Here is a 24268-nt window from a genome sequence, read left to right as displayed (position 1 = left end):
GGCACCTGGGCCAACTGCGGTTATCAAAGTCGGGTTCATGGTCCTGTCCATGTGCTGGGTCGTCGAACGAACCCACGCGTGGACTGAACGCTGGCGTCGTACGGTGATGCATCACGATTGCAAACTCGCTGTCTCGGCCGCTTGGGTTTGGCTGGCAGAGGCGCGCATGCTACTCAACAGACTCGCTTATCAGAGTTGATTTTGTCTACACGCTCTAAGTGTACCGCCGATTCTCGCTCGGCAAAGACGAAGTCGAGTCCAGAACAAAACCTGAGACGCTCAGGGACGTGAAGGAAATTCGTCGCTCTGCAACAAAAACACGTCTAAAGATCACTTTTGGCCGCAAAACAATTGGCCAAATAGCGCCGTAGCACGAGGCGTTCCATGGAACTGGAACGCCGCTAGTACACGCGAAAACAACGTCGTGCTGCTTAGTGCTCCATATTCCCAGAGGGTTTGCGCACCTGCAGTTCAATGTTAGGCTTGCTTGTCGCTGGCATCAGACTGCGTCCGGCATTGCTGCTGCGCGCAGGCTCGGGCAGCTGACCAGTCCATTCGTAGGCGACCGTTCCAGCCGGGTGCTTGTACCAGCCGGGATCGGTGTAATCACCACGCTTCTGGTCCTTGCGCACCTTCAGCACGGTGAACATGCCGCCCATCTCGACGCCGCCGAACGGACCGTCACCCGTCATCATCGGTAAGGTATTCTCCGGGATCGGCATTTCCATACCGCCCATCGAGCCGCCCTTGTCACCCATAACCATATAGTCCGGCACGATCTTGTTGATCTTTTCGGCGATGCCGCGATGGTCGACGCCGATCAACGTCGGCACGTTGTGGCCCATCGCATTCATCGTATGGTGCGACTTGTGGCAATGGAAAGCCCAGTCGCCAGGATCGGTAGCGATAAACTCGATTGCCCGCATCTGGCCGACCGCCACATCGGTCGTGACCTCTGGCCAGCGTGATCCGGGCGCCGTCCAGCCGCCGTCGGTACCCGTGACTTCGAACTCGTGGCCGTGGAGGTGGATAGGATGGTTCGTCATCGTCAGGTTTCCCACCCGGATACGCACGCGGTCGCCCTGGCGAACCGGCATGGTGTCAATGCCTGGAAATACCCGGCTGTTGAACGTCCAGAGATTAAAATCCAGCATGGTGTTGACCTTTGGCGTATAGCTGCCGGGTTCGACGTCGTAGGCGCTGAGCAGGAACACGAAGTCGCGGTCGACGGCAAAGCGCGCGATGTCTTTCGGGTGGGTCACCCAAAAGCCCATCATGCCCATCGCCATCTGGGTCATCTCATCGGCGTGCGGGTGGTACATGAAGGTGCCTGGACGTTTCGCCACGAACTCGTAGACGAAGGTCTTGCCTGGCGGGATACCTAGCTGGGTGAGCCCGGTCACACCATCCATCCCATTCGGCAGGCGTTGCCCATGCCAGTGCACGCTGGTGTGCTCCGGCAGTTTATTTGTCACGAAAATGCGTACGCGATCACCCTCGACCACTTCGATCGTCGGGCCCGGAGACTGGCCGTTGTAGCCCCACAGGTTGACCTTCATGCCGGGAGCGAACTCGCGCACGACCGGTTCGGCCACCAAGTGGAACTCCTTCACGCCGTTGTTCATTCGCCAAGGCAGGGACCATCCGTTCAGGGTCACGACCGGGTTGAATGGGCGGCCGGTCGCGGGCAATGGCGGCACATGAGTCTTCGCATTGTCCATAACCATCGCCTCGGGCAGCGAAGCTGCGCCCACACGGCTGACTGCGGCGGTGCTCACCGCGACGGCGCCGGCACCCTTAAAAAAATCTCGACGGGAAATCATTGTGCTGTCCTCGATTCAATACTGCCGCCAGCATTCATGGCGGACTGAAGATTAGTTTCGGCGATCCAGAAATCGCGCTGCGCTGCGATCGAGGCGTTGACCGCAGCAAGCTGCTCGCGTGACTCGATGAGCAGCTCGAAAGTACTGGCAAGCATGCCGTTGTACCGGAGCAGTACATCATCGGCGATCTGCTTTCGCAAGGGGACGACCTCGTCGCGGTAATGGCGGGCGATGTCGTAGGTGGTGCGGTAGCTGGCATATGCCTGACGCACCTCGGATCGAGCTTTGACAGCAATGTCGCCGGTACGGTGGACAGCCTGCATGTAAGATGCCTGCGCACGCGCCACGCGCGCGCCGCCCCAGTCGAACAGCGGCAGCTCCAGTGACACCTCATAACCTTTCTCGCGCGGCGCGCTGGTCGTACTCTTGTTGGCATACCCGACATCGAAAACATTGATGAAACCGGTCGCACGGGTCAACCCGAGCGCCTGGGCCGTTGCCCGTGCATCCTGGCGCGCGATAAGGACATCGAGACGCTGCGACAGCGCATCGGCTTCGGCGTTTGCTGGCTGGCGCGGCTGGGGAGGCAGGTCGGGTAGCCGATCTTGCAAGGTGAAGTCGAGGGACGCCCCCCACAGGCCCAGCAGGCGGATCAGCTCCTCGCGTGTGGTCGTCGCCTGCAGATGCGCCTGCGCCTGCTGCGTCAGCGCGTCCTGGTAGAAGGCGCGTTCACGCGCAGCGTCCAATGCGCTCCAGTTGCCTGTGGACCGCATGCGCGCGGCAAGCTCGGCCGCCGCCTCGGCCGATCCTCGCACCTTGTCTGCGAAGGCCGATGCCTGGGCCGCCGCCACTGCCGAGTAATACGCCTTACGCGTGTCGGTGGCCAATGACACGGCCTGCATTGCTGCCTGCAGCTTGGCTTGTTCGAAGCGTTGGCGCTCGATCCGGCTACGGGCTGGCAAAGTAGCGAGCGCAGCCAGGTTGAAAAACAGGCCACGCTCGATTTCTGTTTCGCCGCCGCCACTCACTCGGCCGAAACTGAAACCAGGGTTGGGCAGGCGGCCGGCCTGGACGAAGTCCGCTTCGCTGATTGCGAGCTCGGCCAGAGATGCCTGTAAGCCCTGGTTGTTGAGCAGGGCGATGCGTACTGCGGCATCGGCGGAGAGCGGCTTGGAGAGCAGAGCAGATACTTCGGCACTCGCGTCTTGGTTGCGTTTTAGCGGCGCCGACTGGGCGATGCGTTCTTGCGTCATCCGGGCGACGTCGTCGAGTCCGCCATCCTGGGAAAAACTCGCGCAGCCTGCGAGCAGTGTGGCGCCAACCACAACGGCCAATCTGCGCAGGCCTGGTCGTACAGCTGGGTTCATTGGTGCACTCCTTCGTGTTTGTGCTTGTCGTGCGCTGGTACCGTTTTAGTGCTCTTCTGCGGTACGGGGGCTGTGGACTGCTCGCCTGACATGGGGAATGTCTCTTCCTCGTCGAGGAGCGCGCGGTTTGCGCGAACCCAGCCTTTTTCGGGCGGCTGCGGAGCCTCCTTCGACCCGACGCTACCGGCGAAGACGGATTGGTACTGCAAGGGTGCAACAGGCGCATTCGCGTCCGCTGCGGCCGGCATCGCCTGCTGCGCTTGTGCGGAAGCGAGCAGCGGCACGCCAGCCGCGAGGAGCAGCAGGTGTGAAAATTTCATGGATTGTTTCGTATTGAATTGAGGGCCGGACCAACAGCCCTGGATGCGCGCCGCTAGCGCGCCCGAAAAATCAGACGAAATCGAAACGTGGCGGTCTCTCGAGGGCCGAGGGGACGATGGAGGTCATCGCGGCTTCCGCAATAGCATGGATCGAAGAAGCGGGTGGCGGTACATGGAGAGGCGGCAGCAGAGCTGGCGGCGCAGCGGCGCCAACGCAGCAGCTTACGCAAGTAGCGCACTTCGCGTGTGACGAGGCCACCTTTGAGCCGGACTCACTGCAATGCTCCGCGTCGGTCTGCCCGGCGCTTTGGTGGTGGTGACCGGTCATGACCATCGTTTCATGCGCAGGCCGCTCAAGCTTCCCAGCGGCCATCCCGGCGCTGCCCTGAAGGGACAGCACCGTGATCGAGAGCCACAGGAGAAGGCGGAAGAGTGAACGCATGATCTTCATATGGTACCGCAAATCAAGAGCGTGCATCAAGGCACTGCCTTTGGCGGACAGGTCGAGCTCAAGCGGTACTGTAGCTGCAATCCGGCTTGGGACTGGTCATGATGCCCTTAACGGCCGGGTTATATCGTTACCCGGATCCGTTCACAAAGTGAGGGCTGTCATGCCGAAGATTACGATTCTCGAGAAAACCAATCTGCAGGAGGACCATTGGCATTCCATGATGATTTCGCTGCTGAGAGGCCTTGCTGCACTTCAGGTGGCCGCAGCGCACCTACGTGCCCTGCAATACCCAGGCTTTTCCGCAGTCGAAAAGCCTCCCTTGCTGTTCTTGGGTCTGGCGTTCAGCAGTGGTTTCGCCTACCTGGCGGTGATCGTCTTTTTCGTGCTCAGTGGTTGGCTCGTCGGCGGAAGCTTTCTCAACAAATTAAATTCGGAGCGCGCATTCCAGCATTACGCCATCGACCGGGTCTCACGGCTGTGGGTGGTGCTTGTGCCGACTTTCGTGGTTGTACTGCTGGCAGGTGCCGTGGTCGACGAGCTCGACACAAAGCAGGTGTCGTTTTCCGCCACCGAGCCGTACTCGGCAGGCGCGTTCGCCGGCAATATGGTAGGTTTGCAGACGATCATCGTGCCTCCGTTCGGCGCCAACTTCCCGCTGTGGAGTCTGGCCAATGAGACCTGGTACTACGTGCTGTTCCCTCTCCTGATCCTGGTGTTTCGGGCCAAGGCGATCGCGACACGCGTCGTGGCGGTGCTGGCGATCGGCGCCATCGTTCAGCTGGTGCATGGCGCTATCTTGCTCTACTTTTCGATATGGCTGCTAGGTGCTGCGTTTTCGCGGGTCAGGATCGAAGTAGGGCAGGTCTGGCGGTGGGCTCTGCTGCTCTTGCTTGTCGGCAGCGCGGTCTTCATCAGGTTGCAAGGTACGACTAACTTTACGCTGAAAGAATATCCGGACTATCTTTTATTTAGCCTGATCTTGGTGCTATTCCTGTCCAGCATGCAGTTCAAACGTCAGGCCGGACCCAAGCTGGACCGGATCGACCGCACCGGCCGGTTCTTCGCAAACTTCTCCTTCACCCTGTACGTGCTGCATGTGCCGATGATCCTTGTAATGGGATATGCCCTCCGGTCGGTGTTCGGCATCGGCCAACTGTCGCCTCATAGCATGCTTCACTACCTCATCTACGCCGGAATGTATCTGATGCTTGTAGTGGGCGCTTACCTGTTCTATCTGCCTTTTGAATCGAACACGCCTCGCGTGCGGCAGTGGCTGAAGGCGCAGCTTTTTGCGCGCGTTGGCATAGTACGGCCTTGATGGTCTGCGGGAGGCTGGCGGTGTGAAGGCGCTACATTCACAGGGACGGGCAGCCGCAGCGCTTGAGATGCGGCCTCTTCTCTGGTGTAATGTCACAACTGCAATCTACCCTTCAAGGAGCTTTAATGCGCCAGCTGTTCTGCCTCGCCTTTTTCGCTGCGGTCTCACTTCCTGTCTTCGCTGCCAGTCCGACCGAGGTCGTCAGCGCGTATCACGCAGCTGTCGCGCATGGTGAAACGGCCAAAGCGCTATCGCTGCTCAGCCCGACGGTGCTTATTTTCGAGAGCGGCCATGTCGAGCAGTCCAAGGACGAATACGCGGGGCATCATCTTCCAGCCGATATTGCCTTCGCGAAGGGCGCGAGCAGAAAAGTTTTGAAAGGCAACGAGCATATCGCTGGCGATCTCGCGGTCGTTATTCAGGAGACTGAAACGCAAGGCACATATAACGGCGCTGCGATTCACATGCTTGGAACAGAGACTGCCGTTCTCGAGAAGAAAGGTGATGGGTGGGTCGTCACACACTTCCATTGGTCGTCACGGAAGGTGAAGTAGGACCTCACGGCAGCGAACGGTCCTAGCTTTCCGCCGTGGAAAAGTGCGCCGTATTTTCGAACGAAAAAAGGGTAAGGCGAGCCTCACCCTAACCTTGGCTTCAGGCCTTCGGAGAATCGACGCGCATTACCGGAAATTGCGACGATGGTCGCAACTTGGACAGTTTGCTGCCGCTTCGTTAGTCCAGAACACGTGGGTGAGAGTAACCGACCCGTCCTGATTGAAGCGTTGATAGATAGAACTGCGGCCGTTGGCGGATTGCTTCATGAGCGCTCCCCAGCTGGCAGGGTCGTTGCTGATGTCTACGTCGACACCACCTTTTGCCGCGGCGACGACCGGTCCCGGTGTCGCCGCCACGGTGGTAGTGGAATCGAGGTGGGCGTAGATCGTGTTCAGAACGGAGAAATCGTGAGCGTTCGGCTTGGTGCTCACGGTGCTGCCGGCATTCGAGCCCGTGTTGGAGAAATAGTCCATACATGAGTTCTGCGAGCTACCATCCTCAGACTGGTGTCCCAAGCCGAAGGTGTGCGCCACTTCCTGGCACATCACGTGCTCGCGTTCGTTGACGTTGTTGTAGGTAGCCGTGTTGAAGTATGTGTCGTTCATCTTGGCCGTACCTTGCGTGATATGGTCGCCGCTAAGGTTAATCGATGCAAGGCCAAGCCAACCGTTATTACCGTACGATGCATTGCAGACTTGGGTCGTGCCCGCAACCATTTTGCAAGTCCGGGCACTAGTGCTACCGGCGACGATCGCTGTGAGGACTGGAGTATTGCCCGCGTTCCAGTCACTGGCTGTTTGCGTCAAGCGCGCCGACCAGGCAGTAGTCGTCAGATTGTTGCCGAGCTTCAGCGTGAACTGGGGCGTTGTGCGCGCCCAGTGGTAGGTGCCCCACGCATGGTTCGCCAATGCGACATTAGCGATTGAGGTACCTGCTAGGCCGATGGTAGCCGCGAGTGCCAGGCGCTTGAATATCTTTTTCCGCATAACAATTCCCTCTCATTATTTAGACGAATTGAAAATACATACATCGAGATACTGCTCGGCCAGAATATCTTAAACATTGTCAATATCCAATTGGTACAAAAGTTGTTCGCTTTTTTGCCACACTTTTGGTGATAAGGCTATTTGAGGAATACGCGGTAGAGGTTCTTATAAGCTGATTGGCAAGAATTAAGCTGTCGATTTGAACATGGTGTGCCAAGTGGACAGTCTCACGCTACACCTCAATATTTGCTTGCTCATGAACGTCAAAAATCGTGCTTGACATTGACATCGTTGGAAGGTTTATCCTGTATTCACTACTGGAGAAACCTGATGAATACAAGCATCGAAGAAAAGGCCAGCCTTATCGACATGACATTCAAGGTCGAGGGCATGACATGCGCCTCGTGCGCGGGCCGTGTCGAGAAGGCGCTGAAGTCCGTCCCGGGTGTGGACAGTGCCTCCATCAACCTAGCGACCGAAAAGGCGAGTGTGCGCGCCGCCCCTGAGGTCGGCGCCGCTGCGCTGTACGCCGCCGTCGAGAAGGCAGGATACGAGGTGCCCAGCGATACCGTATCGCTCTCGATTTCCGACATGACCTGTGCCTCGTGCGTGGGCCGGGTCGAACGGGCGCTGAACAAGGTGCCCGGCGTAACAGGGGTTTCGGTCAACCTGGCTACCGAAAGGGCACAGGTGACGGCCGTCGGCGTTCCGACCGATCGCCTCATTGCCGCAGTGGCGAAAGCCGGCTACGAGGCGGCACTACTCAATGATATCGCCGTAACCAAGCCAGAGCCCTACAGCCGGTTGCCTGGTTGGTGGCCCGTCGCTGCGTCTGCGCTGCTGAGTCTCCCTTTGATCGTGCCGATGTTCGGCATGCCATTCGGCTACGACTGGAGCCTGCCGGGTTGGCTCCAACTGCTGCTGGCGACGCCCGTGCAGTTCTGGCTCGGTGCCCGCTTCTATAAGGCAGGCTGGAGGGCATTGCTCGCCCGGTCAGGCAATATGGACCTGCTGGTCGCCTTGGGAACCAGCGCCGCTTTTGCGTTGTCGGTCTACCTGCTCGTCGCGCATCGCAACCACGGCGGCATGGAACACTTGTATTTCGAATCCTCCGCGGTCGTCATCACCTTGGTTCTTCTCGGCAAATGGCTGGAAGCGCGCGCTAAACACCAGACGGTCGCCGCGCTCCGGGCCCTGGAATCGCTGCGCGCGACGGAAGCGATCGTCAGAAGGGATGGGCGCGACCTTGTCGTGCCGCTCGCCCAGGTGCGCGTTGGCGACCAAGTGGTCGTGCGGCCGGGCGATCGCGTGCCGGTCGACGGCACCGTCGTCGAAGGCAGCAGCCACCTCGACGAATCACTGTTGACGGGCGAAAGCCTCCCCGTGACCAAAACCGTCGGTGACGTGGTCACCGGTGGCGCAGTCAACGCAGAGGGAATGCTCGTCCTGCTTGCAAGTGCCGTCGGCAGCGACACGATGCTGTCGCATATCATCAAACTGGTCGAGGACGCACAGGCTGTGAAAGCACCCATACAGCGCCTTGTCGACAGGGTGAGCGCCGTGTTCGTGCCCGTCGTGCTGTTGATCTCTGTGGCGACTTTCCTCTCCTGGGGACTGCTGACCGGTGACTGGCAGCAGGCCTTGCTCAACGCGGTCGCCGTCCAAGTGATCGCCTGCCCTTGCGCGCTTGGCCTGGCCACGCCGACATCGATCATGGCTGGGACGGGAGTCGCGGCACGTTACGGCATCCTCATCAAGGACGCTGAAGCACTCGAGACCGCCCATGCGCTCGATGTCGTGGCGTTCGACAAGACCGGTACGCTCACGGAAGGAAAGCCAGCCATCGTGGCGATTGAGACTGGCGCGCGGCACCAGCGTGAAGTGCTCGCGCTCGCGAGCGCGGTCCAGCAGTACAGCGACCACCCGCTGGCACGCGCGGTCCAGGCCGAAGCCAAACGTCAGGACATCCAGCCGCTTGCCGCGTCGGGCGCACAGGCGCTGCCAGGACGCGGGGTGTTCGCGGACGTCGATGGGGCAACCGTGTTTCTCGGTAACCGACGACTACTACAAGAAATCGGACTGCAGACTACTGGTATGGAGGACGTTGCGAAGCGCCATGAAGATTCGGGCCGCACGGTTTCCTGGCTCGCAGTAGAAAAGGGAACCGCATTCGAATTGATGGGTTTGCTGGCCTTCGGCGACACCGTAAAGTCATCTGCCGCGACAGCCGTCCAGCGGCTGCGCGACATGGGTGTCTCAGCGGTCATGCTGACGGGTGACAATGCCGGCAGCGCCCGATCGGTCGCCGCGGCTGTCGGGATCGATGATTTCCACGCAGAGGTGCTCCCGGCGGACAAGGCGGATATCGTCGCTTCGATGAAGGCGGGCGGGAAGAGGGTGGCGATGGTGGGGGACGGTATTAATGACGCGCCCGCGCTCGCCTCGGCGGACGTCGGCATCGCAATGTCGACCGGAACCGACGTGGCGATGCACAGCGCCGGTATCACGTTGATGCGCGGGGATCCCGCGCTCGTGGCCGACGCTATCGACATCTCGAAGAAGACCTATCGCAAGATTCAGCAGAACCTCGGCTGGGCCTTCATCTACAACCTGATCGGGATCCCGCTGGCGGCGATGGGATACCTCAACCCGGTGATTGCCGGCGCCGCGATGGCGTTTTCCAGCGTCTCTGTCGTGTCGAACGCGCTATTGCTACGCCGGTGGCAGCCGGCGTTTGCAAAGGGAGCAAAGCAATGAATATCGGGCAGGCTGCGGAGGCGTCGGGGGTGACCGCGAAGATGATTCGGTACTACGAGAGTATCGACCTGATCTCCGCCGCGAGTAGGACCGGCTCCGGTTATCGGCAATACACGGACAAGGACGTGCAAACGCTCCGGTTCATCAAACGCTCGCGGGACCTCGGGTTTTCGATAGAGCGAATTAAAACGTTGCTGAGCCTGTGGCAGGACCGCGGCAGGCATAGTGCGGACGTGAAGCAGCTGGCGCAGGGATATATTGCCGAGTTGGAGGACGACATCCGGAAGCTGCAGTCGATCCGGGACCAGTTACGGCACGTCGCCAACAATTGCCATGGCGACGAGCGACCGGATTGCCCGATTCTCGATGATCTGGCTTGCAAGCACATGTCTGCGTGACTGCTTATCCCTGCTGCTTCAGGCGAGGCGGAGCTCAATGGCCCGCCTCGCCTGACTGTTAGATGGCTACACTTGCGCTGACGGGATAACCAGCATCTGCAATTGCCGACCTCACCTCGTCGAGACTCGCTTGGCTGTCGACACGTACAGTTTTACTTGCAAGGTCGACTTCGACCTTGGCGTTGCCATCTACCGTTTGCACGGATTTCGTCACGCTCCGAACGCAACCGCCGCAGCTCATCCCTTCGACTTGAAGCTCGTACATAATTTACCTCCTGATAAAGTGAGTTTTCACTCTAAACCTTTCCATGATGAGAGGGTCAAGCGTCTTGTTGATAAACGAGCGTTTCAATATTTCAGGGAGCGATTTGATGGGTGGAATTCTCCAGTTCGCTAGACAAATCCTGACCTCAACGGCTGTCTGGTGTCTAGAAGATTTAGGGCGGATCACTTGACCTTCTAGCTACTACAGCGTTTATAAAGTGGAGATACACGTATGCAAAAGGTTTTGCATGGCCATCCGCTTTCCACACAGTGCCTATCTCGCTGCCGTAGTGCTCTTCACGGCGTCGCTTGCGCCCGTAACGCCGTTGTACGCTCAGAATTCTTCCGGACTGAGTACATCCGCAGGCACGCTTACGTTAAGCCAAGCGATTGCCCGTGCTTTGGAAACCGCGCCTGGCCTTCGTAGCGCGGAAGCCAGCGTCGGTGCGTCCGAGGCGGCGGTACAGGCTGCCCGGTTGCTACCAAACCCGACTTTATCGGTCGAGGCCGAAAACGTACTCGGCACCGGCCGGTACGCTCGATTCGGTGAGAGCGAAACCACCTTCTCCGTCTCGATGCCCCTGGAGCTGGGTGGCAAATGCGCGGCCCGTACTCGAGTTGCGCAGGCTGAAGAAGCCACGGCGCGGGTTGGGGTAAACGCTGCCAGAGTGGATCTGACCTTACGAATTACCCAGGCATTCATCGCTGCGGTGGCAGGCGAACGCCGCGCCAAGGCCGCAGAGGAACGGCGCGACTTGGCCGCGCAGGCTGAACGCGTTGCTCGCCTGCGCGTCGGCGCCGGCAAGGTTTCCCCGATCGACGAACAGCGCGCGTCCGCCCAGCGGATCAGAGCCGACGTTGAGGCGGAACGCGCACAGCGAGCGGCAAAGGTGGCGCAAGCTGTTCTGGCACGGCTGATCGGTGCGACAGAGCCGCTGGTGGTCGTGGCGCCTTGGTTCGATGACACCAGCGCCCAGGCCGGGGGCGAAGTGTCGGGAGCGTCCTTATCTCTGGCCGCAGCCGATGCCCAGGTGGCCGCCGCCAACGCGCGAGTGGATGCCGCACGCCGTGCTCGCATTCCCGACCTGACGGTCAGCGCCGGCGCACGTCGGCTGAAGGAGACCAACGACACCGCGGCGGTGCTCGCGCTGTCGGTTCCGCTTCCGCTGTTCAACCGCGGCAATGCCGAGGTAGCCCGTGCCCGCGCCGAGCTGACAAAGGCAGAAGCCGATCGTCAAGCGGTTGAGCTGGAAATCGCCGAGAGCCTGGATGCTGCCCGCGCTGACGTCGCCAATGCCAGGGCAAGCGCCGCCTCTGCCAATGGCCCCGAGCTGGCTGCTGCACGTGAAGCTGCGCGTATTGCCCGCATCGGTTACGCCGAGGGCAAGTTCTCGCAACTCGACCTGATCGAGGCTGAGCGCTCATTATCGCAAACACAAGAAGCCGCCATCGATGCATTGGCCGCCTTCCATGATGCTCGTGCCCGCCTCGCCCGACTGGTCGGCCGCTTCGACCCCATCTCTAAGGACTGATTGATGCCCACGTTTTACCGTCCCCTGATTTACGCCAGCCTGCTATGCCTGACCGCTTGCTCAAAGACGCCTGAGGCACCTCGGGAGCGCGCCGAGCCGCGTGCGCAAGCGGAACGCCCGAGCGGGCAGAAAAAGCCGGAGAAAGCCGAAGCGGCCGGCAAGGACGAGGCGGCAGAAAAAGGCGAACAGGCCGAGAAAGGCGAGGCGGGTGAGAAACGCGAGTCTGACGTCGTGCGCCTGTCCAATGCGCAGATCGCCGCATCTAACATCGAGGTCGCACCGGTACGCCAGATCTTCGCCGATTCGATCGAGGTGCCGGCGACGATTGAAGCCAGCCCGTCTCGTGCCGAGGTGGTGGCGGTGTCGGTCGGCGGACGGATCACGGCGCTGCACCGGAATCTCGGGGAGCCGGTGCAACGTGGCGACGTGCTCGCGGTCATTGAAAGCGGAGACGCGGCCCAGCTCAAGGCAGACCTGGAAGCGGCAAGACGGGAACGCGACCTGGCGCGAACAACCCTGCAGCGTGAAGAGCGCCTGTACCGCGAGAAGGTATCGGCGGAGCAGGACTATATCGCCGCCAAGGCTGCGGCTGCCGATGGGCAGGCGCGCTTGCGCCTTGCTGAGCAGCGCCTGGCGGCTGTGGGAGGCAGCGGCAGCGGACCGTTGAACCGCCTGGTCGTGCGCTCGCCCATCAAAGGTTACGTGATCGCTCGCCAGGCTGCGCTTGGCAATGTGGTTGGCCCGAATACCGAACTCTTCCGGGTTGCCGACCTGTCCGAAGTGTCGGTCGAGCTGGCCTTGTCTCCCGACGATGCAAGTCGTGTCCAGGTAGGTGCGCCGGTCGATGTCGTGACTTCCACGCGTAATGGCACCGGGCGCATTGCTTTTGTCTCGCGGGTGATCGATGCCACGACCCGGCAGGTACAAGCCCTGGCGACATTACCAAACCCGCAGGGCGTCTGGCGTGTCGGCGAGACGGTACGTGCGTCGGTGGTAATGAAACATGCGAGCGGTAAAGCTGCGCTTGCCGTACCGCAGAATGCAGTCCAGACGATCGAGGACAAGCCTTCGGTCTTCGTGCGCACGAACGAAGGTTTCGCCGTCAAGCATGTCGTGCTCGGTCCTGCCAACGGCAACTACGTCACGGTCCTGTCCGGGCTGGCCGGGGAGGAGCGTGTCGCCGTGGCTAACAGCTATGTGTTGAAGGCGGAGCTGGGCAAGGGTGAAGGTGCCGGCGATGACGATTGATACGAGGTCACCAAACCCCTGGGGAGAGCGCCTGCAATGATCGCTCGCATCGTTACATTCTCCGTCACCCGCCGCTGGCTGGTCCTGTTTGCGACCCTGCTGGCAGCACTGGTCGGCGCGGTCGCCCTGACGCGCCTGCCGATTGACGCGGTGCCCGACATTACCAATGTCCAGGTACAGATCAACACGTCTGCGCCGGCGCTTTCGCCTGCCGATGTGGAACGGCAGGTGACCTTCCCGATCGAGACGGCACTCGCGGGAATCCCGGGACTGGAATCGACCCGCTCGCTGACGCGCCATGGCTTTGCCCAGGTGACGGCAGTGTTTGCGGACAAGACGGATATCTACTTCGCCCGGCAGCAAGTCGCAGAGCGCTTGCGATCTGCAGAGCGGGACTTGCCTGCTGGCGTATCGCCGCAAATTGGACCGGTGGCCACTGGCCTTGGAGACATCTACATGTGGACCGTTGAATTCGCGGACAAGCATGAGGCGGGAGCCAAGAGCGGTTTGCAGGCCGATGGCAGCTACGTGACGCCAGAGGGAACGCGGCTGCGCAGCGACATCGAGAAGGCGACGTATCTGCGAACGGTCCAGGACTGGATCGTGGCACCGCAGCTCAAGACAACCAAGGGCCTCGCTGGTGTCGATGTGCTGGGCGGCTATGTGAAGCAGTACGTGGTTATGCCCGATCCGCAGCGGCTCGCTGCCGCGGGCCTGAACCTGGGCACCCTGGCCGAGACACTGGAGCGCAACAATACCAGCTCGGGCGCTGGCGTCGTCGAACGTAACGGCGAGGCGTTGACGGTGCGCGCCGACGCGCGGGTAACCACGCTCGAAGAACTGGGCAAGATCGTCGTCGCCACACGCAACGGCACGCCCATCCTGGTTTCCCAGGTCGCGCAGGTCGGTGTCGGTCATGCGGTACGTTTTGGCTCTGCCTCGGAGGCTGGCCGGGAGGTCGTGATCGGAACCGCCGTGATGCGCATCGGGGAAAACAGCCGTACGGTCGCCGCTGCAGTCGATGCACGTCTCAAGGAGATCGCCCGGTCCTTGCCGGCCGACGTGGTCGTCAGGCCGGTCCTCGACCGAACGCGGCTCGTCGACGCCACAATCACGACCGTCGCGACCAACCTGGCCGAAGGTGCGCTGCTTGTCATCGCGGTGCTGTTCGCATTGCTCGGCAATATCCGCGCGGCGCTGATCGCGGCGGCAGTCATTCCGGTGACGATGCTGCTGACTTCGATGGGCATGCTGCGTGCCGGTGTGACCGCGAACCTGATGAGCCTCGGCGCGCTCGACTTCGGGCTGATCGTCGACGGCGCAGTCATTATTGTCGAGAATGCCCTGCGGCGCTTGTCCGAGCAGCAGCATCAGGCCGGCCGCGTGCTGAACAAAGCCGAGCGGCTGGAGACGGTCGCTGTCGCTGCACGTGAAATGATCCGCCCCAGCGTCTACGGCCAGGCCATCATCATGCTGGTGTACGTCCCCTTGCTGACCTTCCAGGGTGTCGAAGGCCGGATGTTCATGCCCATGGCGGTGACCGTCATCCTGGCGCTCGCGTTTGCATTCGTGCTGTCTCTGACCTTTGTACCGGCCGTCATCGCGCTATGGCTGTCCAAAAAGGTCGAAGAGCGGGAAAACCGGTTTGTGGCCGCCGCGACCACGCGCTATGCGTCCTCGCTGGACCGCGCTTTGGCCCGGCCGAAACTGACGGGGGGCGTCGGCATTGGCGCGTTTGGATTGGCCCTGCTGCTGTTCACGACCCTCGGGCAGGAATTCCTTCCGACGCTGGACGAAAAAGACGTCCTGCTGCAAGCCTGGCGTATTCCTGGCACGTCCTTGGACCAGAGCCAGTCGATGCAATTCGCCATCGAGAAGACGGTCGCGAAGCTGCCCGAGGTCAAACTGGTCTTTTCCCGGACCGGCACCGCCGAACTGGCCGCCGACCCGATGCCTCCGAACGGCACCGACACCTTCATCATCTTGAAGGATCGGTCGCAATGGCCGAACCCGCGCATGCCGAAGGCAGAGCTGGTCGAGAAGATCGAACACGCCGTCGCAAGCCTGCCGGGCCAGACTTATGAGCTGACGCAGCCCATCCAGATGCGCTTTAACGAACTGCTGGCCGGTGTCCGCGGCGACATCGCCATCAAGGTGTACGGTGACGACTTCGCGACGATGACGCAAACCGCCGAGCAGATCGCCGCCCAGCTAAGGGCGACGCAAGGTGCAGCCGATGTGCGCGTCGAACAGGTCGCCGGCCTTCCGCTTCTGGATGCAAGGCTGGACCGGGACGCCATGGCACGGGTTGGCTTGAGCGCCCAGGACGTGTATGGCACGCTGTCGGCGGCGCTCGCCGGACAGGATGCTGGCGTGGTGTATGAAGGTGACCGACGCTTCGAGGTCGTCGTAAGACTCCCGGATGCGGCCAGGCAGGACCTGAACTCGTTGAGTCAGCTGCCGATTCCGACGCCTGCGGGAGGGTTCGTCCCGCTCGGATCGGTCGCATCGCTGGTGACGGCCAAGGGACCGAACCAGATCAGCCGCGAGAACGGCAAGCGCCGCGTGGTCGTCCAGGCCAACGTGCGTGGCCGCGACATCGCTGGCGTCGTGCAAGAGGCGCAGGCCCGGATCGCATCGAAAGTGCGTCTTCCGGCAGGGGTCTGGCTGGAGTGGGGAGGGCAGTTCGAAAACCTCGAACGTGCACGCTCGCGCCTGGCGGTCGTCGTTCCGCTCTGTTTCGCACTCATCGTGGCCCTGCTGTACTCGGCGGTCGGTTCCTGGCGCAAGACGGCAATTATCTTCACAGGGATCCCGCTGGCCCTGGTTGGCGGCGTGGCCGCGCTGTGGCTGCGAGGGCTGCCATTTTCGATCACGGCTGCGGTGGGCTTCATCGCGCTGTCGGGCGTGGCGGTATTGAATGGCCTTGTGATGGTGAGCGCAATCGATGACCTTGCGGCACGTATGCCGTGGGACCGTGCGGTACGCGAGGGGGCGATAAGGCGTCTGCGCCCGGTCATGATGACTGCGCTGGTCGCGTCCCTCGGGTTCGTGCCGATGGCACTGGCCACCGGGGCAGGCGCGGAGGTCCAGCGACCGCTCGCCACGGTGGTGATCGGCGGCCTCGTTTCCGCGACCCTGCTGACCCTGTTCGTCTTGCCAGCCCTTTGTGCTCGGTTTGCCCGTCCTGCAGCTGCGCATGCGGTGACGGAAGCGTCCAACCCGGCTATTTCGCAAAAGGAATGATGGCCTCGGGAGCGGACCGATAGCGGCACATTCACATAAGGCTCTATTTTCAGAGCCCAGGATAACCTGTTGAAAGAAGAGTAAGCGATGTCGACCAACACAACGCCTAACCTGGAAAGTACCTTTTCTGTTCCTAAGATGGATTGCCCGTCCGAAGAGAACCTGATCCGTATGGCTCTCGGCAATGTGGTCGGAATCCGATCGTTGGCGTTCGACCTGGGCAAGCGAAAGCTCACCGTGATCCACCAAGGGGAGCCGGACACGATATTGAGTCGCCTGCGGCCCTTGAACCTGGGGGCTGTGCTGCATGATTCCCGGCCATCGGTAGGTATCGATGCTCCGCCCGCGAACGAAACCCGATCGGAAAGCGTTTTTTCTATCCCGAAGATGGACTGCGCCTCGGAAGAGAACCTGATCCGGATGGCACTCGGCGATGATGGACAGGTAGAGTCGATGTCGTTCGATTTGCAGAACAGGGAGCTGAAGGTTGTGCATACCGGTTCGGCAGATCAGATTCTAAATCGCCTCGTGCCACTCAAGCTGGGAGCCTGCTTGCGCGGTACCAGCCAGGCCACGGAAGGTCGGGGCCAATCACGGCAGTCGACTGACGAAGATGCTGCCGAGGCCCGGACATTGCGCCTGCTGTTGGCGATTAATGGCGTCATGTTTGTTGTCGAGCTGTTGGTCGGGTTGATCGCGCAGTCGACGGGTCTCATCGCCGACTCACTCGATATGTTCGCTGACGCGGCCGTCTATGGCTTGGCCTTGTATGCCGTTGGCCGGGCTGCCCATTTGAAGACCCGTTCGGCTCATATCGCTGGCTGGCTGCAGATAGCTCTGGCGATCGGCGCGATCAGCGAAGTCGCCCGGCGCTTTTTTTACGGTAGCGAACCGCAGTCCGTCCTGATGATGGGTATCGGTCTGGTTGCTCTGGCGGCGAACGTAACTTGCCTGGTACTCATCGCGAAGAAGCGTGACCGCGGCGCTCATATGAAGGCGAGCTATATTTTTTTCCGCGAACGATGTGCTGGCTAACCTTGGGGTGATCGTTGCCGGCGCTCTGGTGAATTGGACTGGTTCGTCCTATCCAGACCTGGTCATCGGCATTGCCATCGGCCTGTTCGTTTTAAATGGCGCCCGCCGCATCTTGCAACTGCGCTGAACATCGAAATGCCTGAGGTGGGACCGCTTTCTTCATTGATAAAGGCGTAACCGGAGAAAAACATGAAACAAAATTTTGCCTTGTTGTCCCTAGCGCCAATCTTCGTGTTTGGAGTCGTCGGTTGTACAGCGTCTCCGCCTTTGATAAAGCCAGACGGGAGATCCGGGTACGTGACAGACCTCTATTCAGTTCAGAGGCTGAATGCAGATACACCAAAATGTCTTAAAGGACTACCTCCGGACCAGCTTTCGACCGGGGGCTTTGTAGAGGTCCAGATCTCGCATTATCGGAGTTACCGTTATGTGAGTGCCATCGTCCCTCCTGGCCTAAAACTGGCACTGCACGATAAGGTCGAAGTTTCTCCGGCTGACTGTAAGGACGGGAAGATTCCGGTTATTCAGCAGATTCTGTCCAAGCCTAAGTGAATTCGACCTGGCCTTCCCCCATCGTCACGGACACTTCCGTTAGGCGCATTTTAGATTTTCAAACTGTATCGGGCTGATGTAGCCGATAGTGGAATGACGCCGGCGTGGATTGTAGAACCTTTCGATGTAGTCGAACACATCTGCCCGTAAATCATCTCTGGTCTGGTAGTGCTTTTTGCTAAGGCGCTCGGTCTTTAGCGTCGAGAAGAAGCTTTCCATTGCAGCGTTGTCCCAGCAGTTACCGCGACGGCTCATGCTGCAAACGATGCCGTGGGATTCGAGTAGCCGCTGAAAATTTTCGCTGGTGTATTGCGCTCCCTGGTCTGAATGATGCAGCACGGCACGAGGACGGCCGCGACGGAAAATAGCCATCATCAGTGCATCCATTACGAGCTGCGCCGTCATCGTCGATTGCATCGACCAACCTACTACACGCCGCGAGTACAGGTCGAGGACTACAGCGACGAATAACCAGCCTTCGCCAGTCCACACGTAGGTAAAATCCGCGGCCCATTTTTGATTCGGCCCTGTGGCTTCAAACTGCCGGTCCAGCAGATTCGGCGCGATGGCGTGGACAGGGGAGTCAAGCTGTCCTGGTGCTCGACGTCGCTTATGACGGGCCTTGATGAAAGCAGCTTTCATCAGCCGCGCCACACGATTCTCACTGCAGGAGAAACCAGCATCGATGAGGTCCCGCACTACGCGCGGCGAACCATACGTGCCATCGCTGGCTTCGTGGCTATCCTTGATTGCCTTGAGGAGTTCGGCATTTTCGCGCTCATGAGCACTCGTCGGCCGTCCAAGCCAATCGTAAAAACCACTGCTTGATACGCCGAATAGTCGGCACATCGTTCGCGTTGGCCAGATGGTTCGATATTTGGCGATGAAGCCGTACTTCACTTGAGGTCGGCTGCGAAGTAGCCGAGCGCCTTTTTTAATATGTCGCGCTCCGTCTTGACCTTCGCCAGCTCGCGCCGCATACGCTCGTATTCTTGAGCCGATACCTTCTCGTGCCCGACTGCGACCTCTACATCAACGTTAGCATCTCGGCACCACCGTCCCAGCAAGTTGGCGCCGATGCCAAGGTCACGGGCTATTGCCGCCTTGCTCGCACCAGGCTGGCCTACCAACTTGACTGCTTCGCGCTTGAACTCTTCTGAAAATACTCGTCTTTCACGTGCCATGTAATACCTCCGATAGGGACATCATACCTATCGAAAGTGTCCGTCGTGGTGGGGGAAGGCCAACCTGCGGCTCCTAGATCAAGCAAATTGTCAGGCGAATATCAAGACAGTCCACGCACTGTGCAGACTTGGGCTTACCGTTGACTTGGTATCCAAGCGGAATTGATCGCCCCCTTAAGCACGGCGTGGCTGTGACCTCAGGTTGTAGGTGATGCTGGCAATGATGACCACCAGGATGAGTAGTTGCGCAGCGATAGGCTGCAGTGACGGGTAGACCCCCAGTACCTCGATGCGTGGCAGCGATACCGGCGTATCCGGAATCAGGCCGACCTTTTGCAGTGCTGCGGCACCTTTGCCGATCAACACAACCGCAAGGATGCCGACAAGTGCCGAACTAGCAGCAAAGAATTGACTGATTGGGAGCCGGGCTGAACTACGCAGCAGGATTGCGGCGATGCCGGCCAAAATGGCAATGCCCAACCCCAGGCCGGCCAGCAGGTAGCCTCCGTTTTCCTCCGTCCACAAAGCTGCATAGAAGAGAACTGTTTCGAAAACCTCGCGATAGACCGTTACAAACGCAAGCAAAAATAGCATCAGCATCGATTTTCCGTTCAATGCTGCTGACAGCTTTTGCTGGACATAGGCTTGCCACCGTCCCGCGAGACTCTTCTGGTGCATCCAGATACCAACTGCCAGCAGCACGACCGCAGCGAAAATTGCAGAAAACCCTTCGGTCATTTCACGGCTGGCGCCGCTAACATTGACGAGATAGGTTGCGACTGCCCAGGTGAATCCACCCATGGCCAACGCCGTTATCCAGCCAGCGTGCACATAGGGTAGGGCGTCCTTCCGGTTCGCTTTCTTGAGAAACGCAAGCATCGCGACTACGACCAGCAGTGCTTCCAGGCCTTCTCGCAACAAAATAGTCAGGGCACCGAGGAACGTCGACATCGGATCATTGGTCCCGGAGAGCGCTTCGTTGGCGGTATCCAGTCGGTTCTGCAATTTGGACTCGATCTGACGGGCTTGCTCCAGTTGCCCGGCGGCGGCTGCATTGCGGAACTGCCCCATCAAGTTCTCGACTTCGTGAAACAGTTCTGCGTTCTTCGCCGCAAGCGCAGGTTCGACAGGTTCGAAGCCGTCGAGGTACGCTGACAATGCCAACCGTGAAGCCTCCGCGCGATTCCCGGCACCAAGCGCTGTAACGCTTTGCTTCAAGTGTGCCTTAGCCAGTGCTAAGGAATCAGCAGATGAAGCAGTCATGAGTTCTGGCGAATTGCGCAGAAAGGCCAACAAGGAACGTGCCGTGTCATCGCCCAAGTGCTTGGCCAGTCCCGCTTCCGAACTTTGGCCCAAGGCGCCAAGTGTTGGCACGGCCGCATGCAATGCAGGCTGTTCCGCCCAAAGCTTTGCGCCTGCGTCACGGTCGGCCTTGGTGTACGACATCGTCGAGACGAAATAGGCAAGTGCCCAGCGATCGTCATCCGTGAGTTTTGCAAAACTGGGCATTGATGTACCGGGAACGCCGCGGGTAATAATTTGCTGCAGAGCGAAGACGCTGCGCTCGCGGGCACGGGTGTGGTCCGCGAATGCGATCGGAGGCGGGTTCAGTTGCGACGCTAACGGGCCATCGGCGCGACCACTAATGCCGTGACAAGCGGCGCATTGATTTGCGTAGAGCCGCCCTCCAAGTTTGATGTCGGGGGTGTTCGTCGGTGTCGTCTGCACCGGATAAGCAAGCAATAGAGCATCGGCAAGGTGGCGCGCCTGCTCAGCGACGACACTCGCCTGGGCCTTGTTCGCAATGGCTGTGCGTAACTCCCCAGTCCCGTCACGCAAAGCTTTCGTCGACGATGTCGGCGGTAAGCCTTCCAGTTGACGCGAAGCTTCCCGGGCAAATTCCTGCATTTCTCGGTATTCGTCTGCGCTGGCGATTTGCCCATTCTGGACAGCTTTACCATAGTCTACCGCGAGGTAGTCGAGCAGTTGCCAGATCTGCTTGGCTTGGTCTTGGCTCGTCGATGGAGCATTTTCTGCTAGCGATAGGCCAGATCCAACGACCATTAGCACCGTAAGAAGCCAACGGAATAACTTTGTAGACAAACGCATAATAAGTATAAACGGAAGTAACGCTAAATGAGAATCATTATACTTTAACTTTTCTGTCGAAGAACAATGATTGCCCGGATTGTTGTCGCGTCGACGTCGCCGTTGGCCTTGTCGTCGCGAATAGGACCGGCTAGGTCCTCTGGTGGTCCTTGGCTAACGGGCCAAGGTGAACTCACGCAGACAATGGGGTTTCAGGTGCAACGGAGCGCAAAACCGGGTTAAGTCATGAAGGGTTGTAAGCCGGCCCCGAGTTTTCCGTTTCCCCTGATTTCCCGATGGGTGTCTCTCGGCGCAGCATCATTTTAGTAATTGCACTTCGTCAATATTCCGGTAATCTACGGAATATCAAATAAATAAGGGGGTGCCATGAAACTTGCAGCAGTGATTCTTGAGAACTTCCGTGGCTACTGCCAGCCAACAAGGATCGAGATCGACGAGGACCTGACCGCGTTTATCGGGAAGAACGACGCCGGCAAATCGACCATCCTGGAAGCCCTCGAGATATTCTTCAACGACGGGAAGCCCGAACAGGGCGACGCCTGCGTGCACGGAAATGCGGCGGACATTCGCATCGGCTGCGCGTTTACGGAGCTTCCCGCTGCCCTGGTCCTTGATTCGGCGGCCAACACCTCACTCGCTGCCGAACATTTGCTGAACGAGGCTGGCGAGCTCGAGATCATCAAGGTATGGGACTCATCGGCGAAGACGCCGAAAGAGGCCGTCTTCGCGGCGGCGCTACATCCGACCCATGCGGACGCGGCCGACATTCTTTCGCTCAAGAATTCTGACCTAAAGGCTCGCATCAAGAAGCTGGGCATTAGCGATACGACCGTAAACCTCTCGGTCAACGGGAGTATGCGGCAGGCCATACGCGATACCTGCAGCCCGTTGGCCCCGGAGCGCAAGCTCGTCCCCCTCGACAAGGAAGAGGCCAAGAAGGTATGGGAGCAAATCAAGCCGCAGTTGCCGATGTACGCCCTCTTCCGTTCCGACCGGGCGAGCCAGGACGGGGACGAAGAAGTCCAAAACCCGCTTGGCTTCGCCATTGCGCAAGCCCTGAAGGAAATGGAGGCCGACCTCAAGAAGATCGAGAACGCTGTACGCGCAAGGGCAGAGGACGTGGCAAGCCGAACGCTCTCGAAGCTCAACGAGATGGACAGCCGACTTGCGAGCGAGCTCAAGCCGTTCTTCAAGGCAGACCCGAAGTTGAATAATGCCTTCAAGTTCGGCCTCATCGGTGACAACGGCATCCCGATCAACAAGCGCGGAAGCGGCGTGCGCCGCCTCATCCTGCTCAACTTCTTCCGAGCCGAAGCGGAGCGGCGGCGGAGGGAGAAGGGGGCGCTGAGCGTCATATACGCCATCGAGGAGCCAGAGACTTCACAGCATCCCGAAAACCAACGACTACTCGTCCGAGCGCTCAAGGAACTCGCCATCGAGGAGAATACGCAGGTTCTGGTAACGTCACACACGCCCGGCCTAGCCGGCCTCCTTCCAAGCGACAGCCTCCGTTGCGTACGCAGGCAGGAGGACGGGACGGCATCCGTTTCCGAGTGCGACGACAGTGAGCTGGCCGCCATCGCCAACGAGCTGGGCGTACTGCCGGACCAGCGCGTGAAGGCCCTGGTCTTCGTCGAGGGATCGAACGACGTCGAGTTCCTGGAACGCGTCAGCGCCATGCTCAAGCCCAGCGTGCCCGACGCCGTGGACTTCACTGCCGACAACCGGGTGGCTCTCGTGCCGCTCGGGGGGGCTCCCTCAAGCACTGGGTGGCCAAACACTACCTGAGCAAGCTAGGCATCCCCGAGGTCCATCTCTACGACCGCGACGACGATGTACCGCCGAAATATCAGCTCGAATGTGACGCGGTGAACGCCCGGAAGGATGGGTCATGGGCTGCAATCACCGCGAAGCGGGAGCTCGAGAACTACCTGCACGCCGACGCCATCACGGAAGGACTGGACGGGATCGCCATCGCCTTCACTGACACCTGCGACGTTCCCCTGAAAGTGGCTGAGGCCGTCCACCTCGCGTCCGAAAGTACGAAGCCATGGGCCCAGGTCCTAGCCGACGCGAAGGCGCTTGACAAAAAGGTGGGCCTTGCCAAGAAGCGCCTCAATCGCGAGGCGGCTTCAAGGATGACCTCGGAGCGGCTCGCGCATATCGACGCCGCTGGGGAGGTGTCCGGATGGCTGCGGCGGATTCACGGCATGCTGGGGTAATCGAACCCCGCATGAGCCGGTACGGCCAGGCTACAAAGGGACCAGCTCGACGGCTCCCAGCGGCGCGCCGACCTTCGAAAGAGGTTTCCCGTTACTTCGAAATCGACGTAAATCTACCTCACGGAATTTTCGGCGGTTCCGGCTTATACCCCCACGAAGGGCAGAGCGAAGGCGCGGAAAAAGGAAAAAACAGCACGCTAAGCCATCGCCGGGTTTGGATTGTCCAGTTGAAGTACGCTTCAGCCCGGCGTCAGGCATGCCGCTCAAACAGCGTCAGCATAGAATCCATTGGAGAATTTCCTGACGCCCTTGCAGCCACACCTATGACCTCAACCTGACACCCTCCGTCCCTAACCAAGTTTTTCGTTCCGTTGCGTCTGACACCCACAATGGCGGTATGAGTTAGTATGCCTATACTTACTACAAGGTTTGCGGGAGTCTGAATGGGTATGCGAATTGGTGAACTCGCGAGGCGAGCTGGCTGCCAGCCTGAAACGATACGCTTCTATGAGCAAAAAGGACTGCTTCCGGCACCGATCAGGTCGGAGGCAAACTATCGCCTGTACGATACCATTCATGCGGAGCGCTTACAGTTCATCCGGCGCTGTCGAGCACTTGGCATGTCCTTGGATGAGGTGCAGATCCTGCTCGGCTTCCAAGATCATCCGGAAAAATCATGCGACGGAGTTAATGACTTGGTCGATGAACATCTTCGGGAGGTTGATCGCCAGATTGCAGATATGCAATCTTTGCGGCAACAACTTTCCAGCTTGCGTAGTTCCTGCGATTCCGCACGCGAGGCCAAGGATTGCGAGATCCTGAAGCAGTTGAATGAGCTATCCCGCTGAGCCCAAGCGTTTCTTAGGGGAGTAGAGCACCATATCATCAAAATTCCGGCTTG

The 24268-nt window shown here is 59.7% G+C and carries 17 protein-coding genes and 2 pseudogenes; 12 read left to right on the top strand and 7 right to left on the bottom strand.

Going from position 1 to position 24268, the window contains the following annotated elements; genetic code table 11:
• Positions 1-22 precede the first annotated feature (22 nt).
• Positions 23-199: pseudogene (locus BVG12_RS35015) on the top strand (IS5/IS1182 family transposase); the annotation flags it as partial.
• Between the two features lie 232 nt (positions 200-431).
• Here the strand turns inward: BVG12_RS35015 and BVG12_RS08160 are convergent.
• From BVG12_RS08160 to BVG12_RS08150, 3 genes are read right to left on the bottom strand one after another with little or no spacing between them, the layout of a single operon-like run.
• Positions 432-1823: a copper oxidase gene (locus tag BVG12_RS08160; RefSeq protein ID WP_075791973.1), complete on the bottom strand. Its 1392-nt coding sequence runs from the start codon at positions 1821-1823 to the stop codon at positions 432-434.
• Positions 1820-3190, bottom strand: coding sequence for a TolC family protein (locus BVG12_RS08155; RefSeq protein WP_075791972.1), 1371 nt, complete (start codon positions 3188-3190; stop codon positions 1820-1822). Before BVG12_RS08155 ends, BVG12_RS08160 begins: the two co-directional genes overlap by 4 nt.
• Positions 3187-3510 (bottom strand): hypothetical protein, encoded by a 324-nt coding sequence (locus BVG12_RS08150; RefSeq protein WP_075791971.1) that lies wholly within the window; start codon positions 3508-3510, stop codon positions 3187-3189. Before BVG12_RS08150 ends, BVG12_RS08155 begins: the two co-directional genes overlap by 4 nt.
• 611 nt (positions 3511-4121) lie before the next feature.
• On the opposite strand from BVG12_RS08150, the gene BVG12_RS08140 reads away from it, so the two are divergent.
• On the top strand, positions 4122-5279 hold the full coding sequence (locus BVG12_RS08140) for an acyltransferase family protein (RefSeq protein ID WP_075791969.1): 1158 nt from the start codon (positions 4122-4124) through the stop codon (positions 5277-5279).
• Between the two features lie 125 nt (positions 5280-5404).
• Positions 5405-5833 carry a YybH family protein gene (locus BVG12_RS08135; protein ID WP_052233720.1) on the top strand — a complete coding sequence of 143 codons (429 nt, stop codon included), beginning with the start codon at positions 5405-5407 and terminating at the stop codon, positions 5831-5833.
• Between the two features lie 126 nt (positions 5834-5959).
• On the opposite strand, the gene BVG12_RS08130 is transcribed toward BVG12_RS08135, so the two are convergent.
• On the bottom strand, positions 5960-6820 hold the full coding sequence (locus tag BVG12_RS08130; RefSeq protein WP_075791968.1) for a hypothetical protein: 861 nt from the start codon (positions 6818-6820) through the stop codon (positions 5960-5962).
• Positions 6821-7150: 330 nt separating this feature from the next.
• Between BVG12_RS08130 and BVG12_RS08125 the strand changes: the two genes are divergently transcribed.
• Positions 7151-9577, top strand: coding sequence for a heavy metal translocating P-type ATPase (locus BVG12_RS08125; RefSeq protein WP_075791967.1), 2427 nt, complete (start codon positions 7151-7153; stop codon positions 9575-9577).
• Positions 9574-9975, top strand: a complete 402-nt coding sequence (gene cueR, locus BVG12_RS08120; RefSeq protein ID WP_052233722.1) for a Cu(I)-responsive transcriptional regulator — start codon at positions 9574-9576, stop codon at positions 9973-9975. The genes BVG12_RS08125 and cueR overlap by 4 nt, the downstream gene beginning before the upstream one ends.
• Before the next feature lie 58 nt (positions 9976-10033).
• Here cueR and BVG12_RS08115 read toward each other — a convergent pair whose 3' ends face one another.
• Positions 10034-10240 (bottom strand): heavy-metal-associated domain-containing protein, encoded by a 207-nt coding sequence (locus BVG12_RS08115; RefSeq protein ID WP_075791966.1) that lies wholly within the window; start codon positions 10238-10240, stop codon positions 10034-10036.
• 247 nt (positions 10241-10487) lie between these two features.
• Here BVG12_RS08115 and BVG12_RS08110 point away from each other — a divergent pair, with 247 nt between their 5' ends.
• From BVG12_RS08110 to BVG12_RS08095, 4 genes and pseudogenes are all read left to right on the top strand, one after another.
• Positions 10488-11771, top strand: coding sequence for a TolC family protein (locus tag BVG12_RS08110; RefSeq protein ID WP_075791965.1), 1284 nt, complete (start codon positions 10488-10490; stop codon positions 11769-11771).
• 3 nt (positions 11772-11774) lie between these two features.
• Positions 11775-13019 carry an efflux RND transporter periplasmic adaptor subunit gene (locus tag BVG12_RS08105; RefSeq protein WP_052233724.1) on the top strand — a complete coding sequence of 415 codons (1245 nt, stop codon included), beginning with the start codon at positions 11775-11777 and terminating at the stop codon, positions 13017-13019.
• A gap of 36 nt (positions 13020-13055) precedes the next feature.
• A complete protein-coding gene (locus BVG12_RS08100) occupies positions 13056-16265 on the top strand; it encodes an efflux RND transporter permease subunit (protein WP_052233725.1) in 3210 nt (1069 codons plus the stop codon).
• A 138-nt stretch (positions 16266-16403) separates the two neighbouring features.
• Positions 16404-17427 (top strand): annotated as a pseudogene (locus BVG12_RS08095) (cation efflux transmembrane domain-containing protein).
• A 464-nt stretch (positions 17428-17891) separates the two neighbouring features.
• Here BVG12_RS08095 and BVG12_RS08090 read toward each other — a convergent pair.
• Both BVG12_RS08090 and BVG12_RS08080 read right to left on the bottom strand, forming a co-directional pair.
• Positions 17892-19036, bottom strand: a protein-coding gene (locus BVG12_RS08090; protein ID WP_156895579.1) for an IS3 family transposase whose coding sequence is annotated in 2 segments (ribosomal slippage) — positions 17892-18778 and positions 18778-19036 — 1146 coding nt in all. Because the reading frame shifts where the segments join, the coding sequence is not laid out codon by codon here.
• A gap of 174 nt (positions 19037-19210) precedes the next feature.
• Positions 19211-21100 carry a cytochrome c/FTR1 family iron permease gene (locus BVG12_RS08080; protein WP_109370551.1) on the bottom strand — a complete coding sequence of 630 codons (1890 nt, stop codon included), beginning with the start codon at positions 21098-21100 and terminating at the stop codon, positions 19211-19213.
• A gap of 411 nt (positions 21101-21511) precedes the next feature.
• On the opposite strand from BVG12_RS08080, the gene BVG12_RS08075 reads away from it, so the two are divergent.
• From BVG12_RS08075 to cadR, 3 genes are all read left to right on the top strand, one after another.
• Entirely contained in the window at positions 21512-22933 is a 1422-nt protein-coding gene (locus tag BVG12_RS08075; protein WP_060566930.1) for an ATP-binding protein, read from the top strand.
• On the top strand, positions 22915-23367 hold the full coding sequence (locus tag BVG12_RS34515; RefSeq protein ID WP_083684766.1) for a hypothetical protein: 453 nt from the start codon (positions 22915-22917) through the stop codon (positions 23365-23367). The genes BVG12_RS08075 and BVG12_RS34515 overlap by 19 nt, the downstream gene beginning before the upstream one ends.
• 443 nt (positions 23368-23810) lie before the next feature.
• Positions 23811-24215 carry a Cd(II)/Pb(II)-responsive transcriptional regulator gene (gene cadR / locus BVG12_RS08070; protein WP_075791962.1) on the top strand — a complete coding sequence of 135 codons (405 nt, stop codon included), beginning with the start codon at positions 23811-23813 and terminating at the stop codon, positions 24213-24215.
• The last annotated feature ends 53 nt before the right edge of the window (positions 24216-24268 follow it).

The organism is Massilia putida (genome assembly GCF_001941825.1).
Taxonomy (GTDB): domain Bacteria; phylum Pseudomonadota; class Gammaproteobacteria; order Burkholderiales; family Burkholderiaceae_D; genus Telluria; species Telluria putida.
Note: the sequence above shows the minus strand (reverse complement) of the source record. Positions and strands in the feature narration are given on the sequence as shown.

Coding starts and splice junctions, on each gene's coding strand:
- cueR (WP_052233722.1), top strand. CDS start 9,574: ATGAATATCGGGCAGGCTGCGGAGGCGTCGGGGGTGACCGCGAAGATG.
- BVG12_RS08135 (WP_052233720.1), top strand. CDS start 5,405: ATGCGCCAGCTGTTCTGCCTCGCCTTTTTCGCTGCGGTCTCACTTCCT.
- BVG12_RS08125 (WP_075791967.1), top strand. CDS start 7,151: ATGAATACAAGCATCGAAGAAAAGGCCAGCCTTATCGACATGACATTC.
- BVG12_RS08150 (WP_075791971.1), bottom strand. CDS start 3,510: ATGAAATTTTCACACCTGCTGCTCCTCGCGGCTGGCGTGCCGCTGCTC.
- BVG12_RS08115 (WP_075791966.1), bottom strand. CDS start 10,240: ATGTACGAGCTTCAAGTCGAAGGGATGAGCTGCGGCGGTTGCGTTCGG.
- BVG12_RS08140 (WP_075791969.1), top strand. CDS start 4,122: ATGCCGAAGATTACGATTCTCGAGAAAACCAATCTGCAGGAGGACCAT.
- BVG12_RS08155 (WP_075791972.1), bottom strand. CDS start 3,190: ATGAACCCAGCTGTACGACCAGGCCTGCGCAGATTGGCCGTTGTGGTT.
- cadR (WP_075791962.1), top strand. CDS start 23,811: ATGGGTATGCGAATTGGTGAACTCGCGAGGCGAGCTGGCTGCCAGCCT.
- BVG12_RS08105 (WP_052233724.1), top strand. CDS start 11,775: ATGCCCACGTTTTACCGTCCCCTGATTTACGCCAGCCTGCTATGCCTG.
- BVG12_RS08100 (WP_052233725.1), top strand. CDS start 13,056: ATGATCGCTCGCATCGTTACATTCTCCGTCACCCGCCGCTGGCTGGTC.
- BVG12_RS08130 (WP_075791968.1), bottom strand. CDS start 6,820: ATGCGGAAAAAGATATTCAAGCGCCTGGCACTCGCGGCTACCATCGGC.
- BVG12_RS08080 (WP_109370551.1), bottom strand. CDS start 21,100: ATGGTCGTTGGATCTGGCCTATCGCTAGCAGAAAATGCTCCATCGACG.
- BVG12_RS08110 (WP_075791965.1), top strand. CDS start 10,488: ATGGCCATCCGCTTTCCACACAGTGCCTATCTCGCTGCCGTAGTGCTC.
- BVG12_RS08160 (WP_075791973.1), bottom strand. CDS start 1,823: ATGATTTCCCGTCGAGATTTTTTTAAGGGTGCCGGCGCCGTCGCGGTG.
- BVG12_RS08075 (WP_060566930.1), top strand. CDS start 21,512: ATGAAACTTGCAGCAGTGATTCTTGAGAACTTCCGTGGCTACTGCCAG.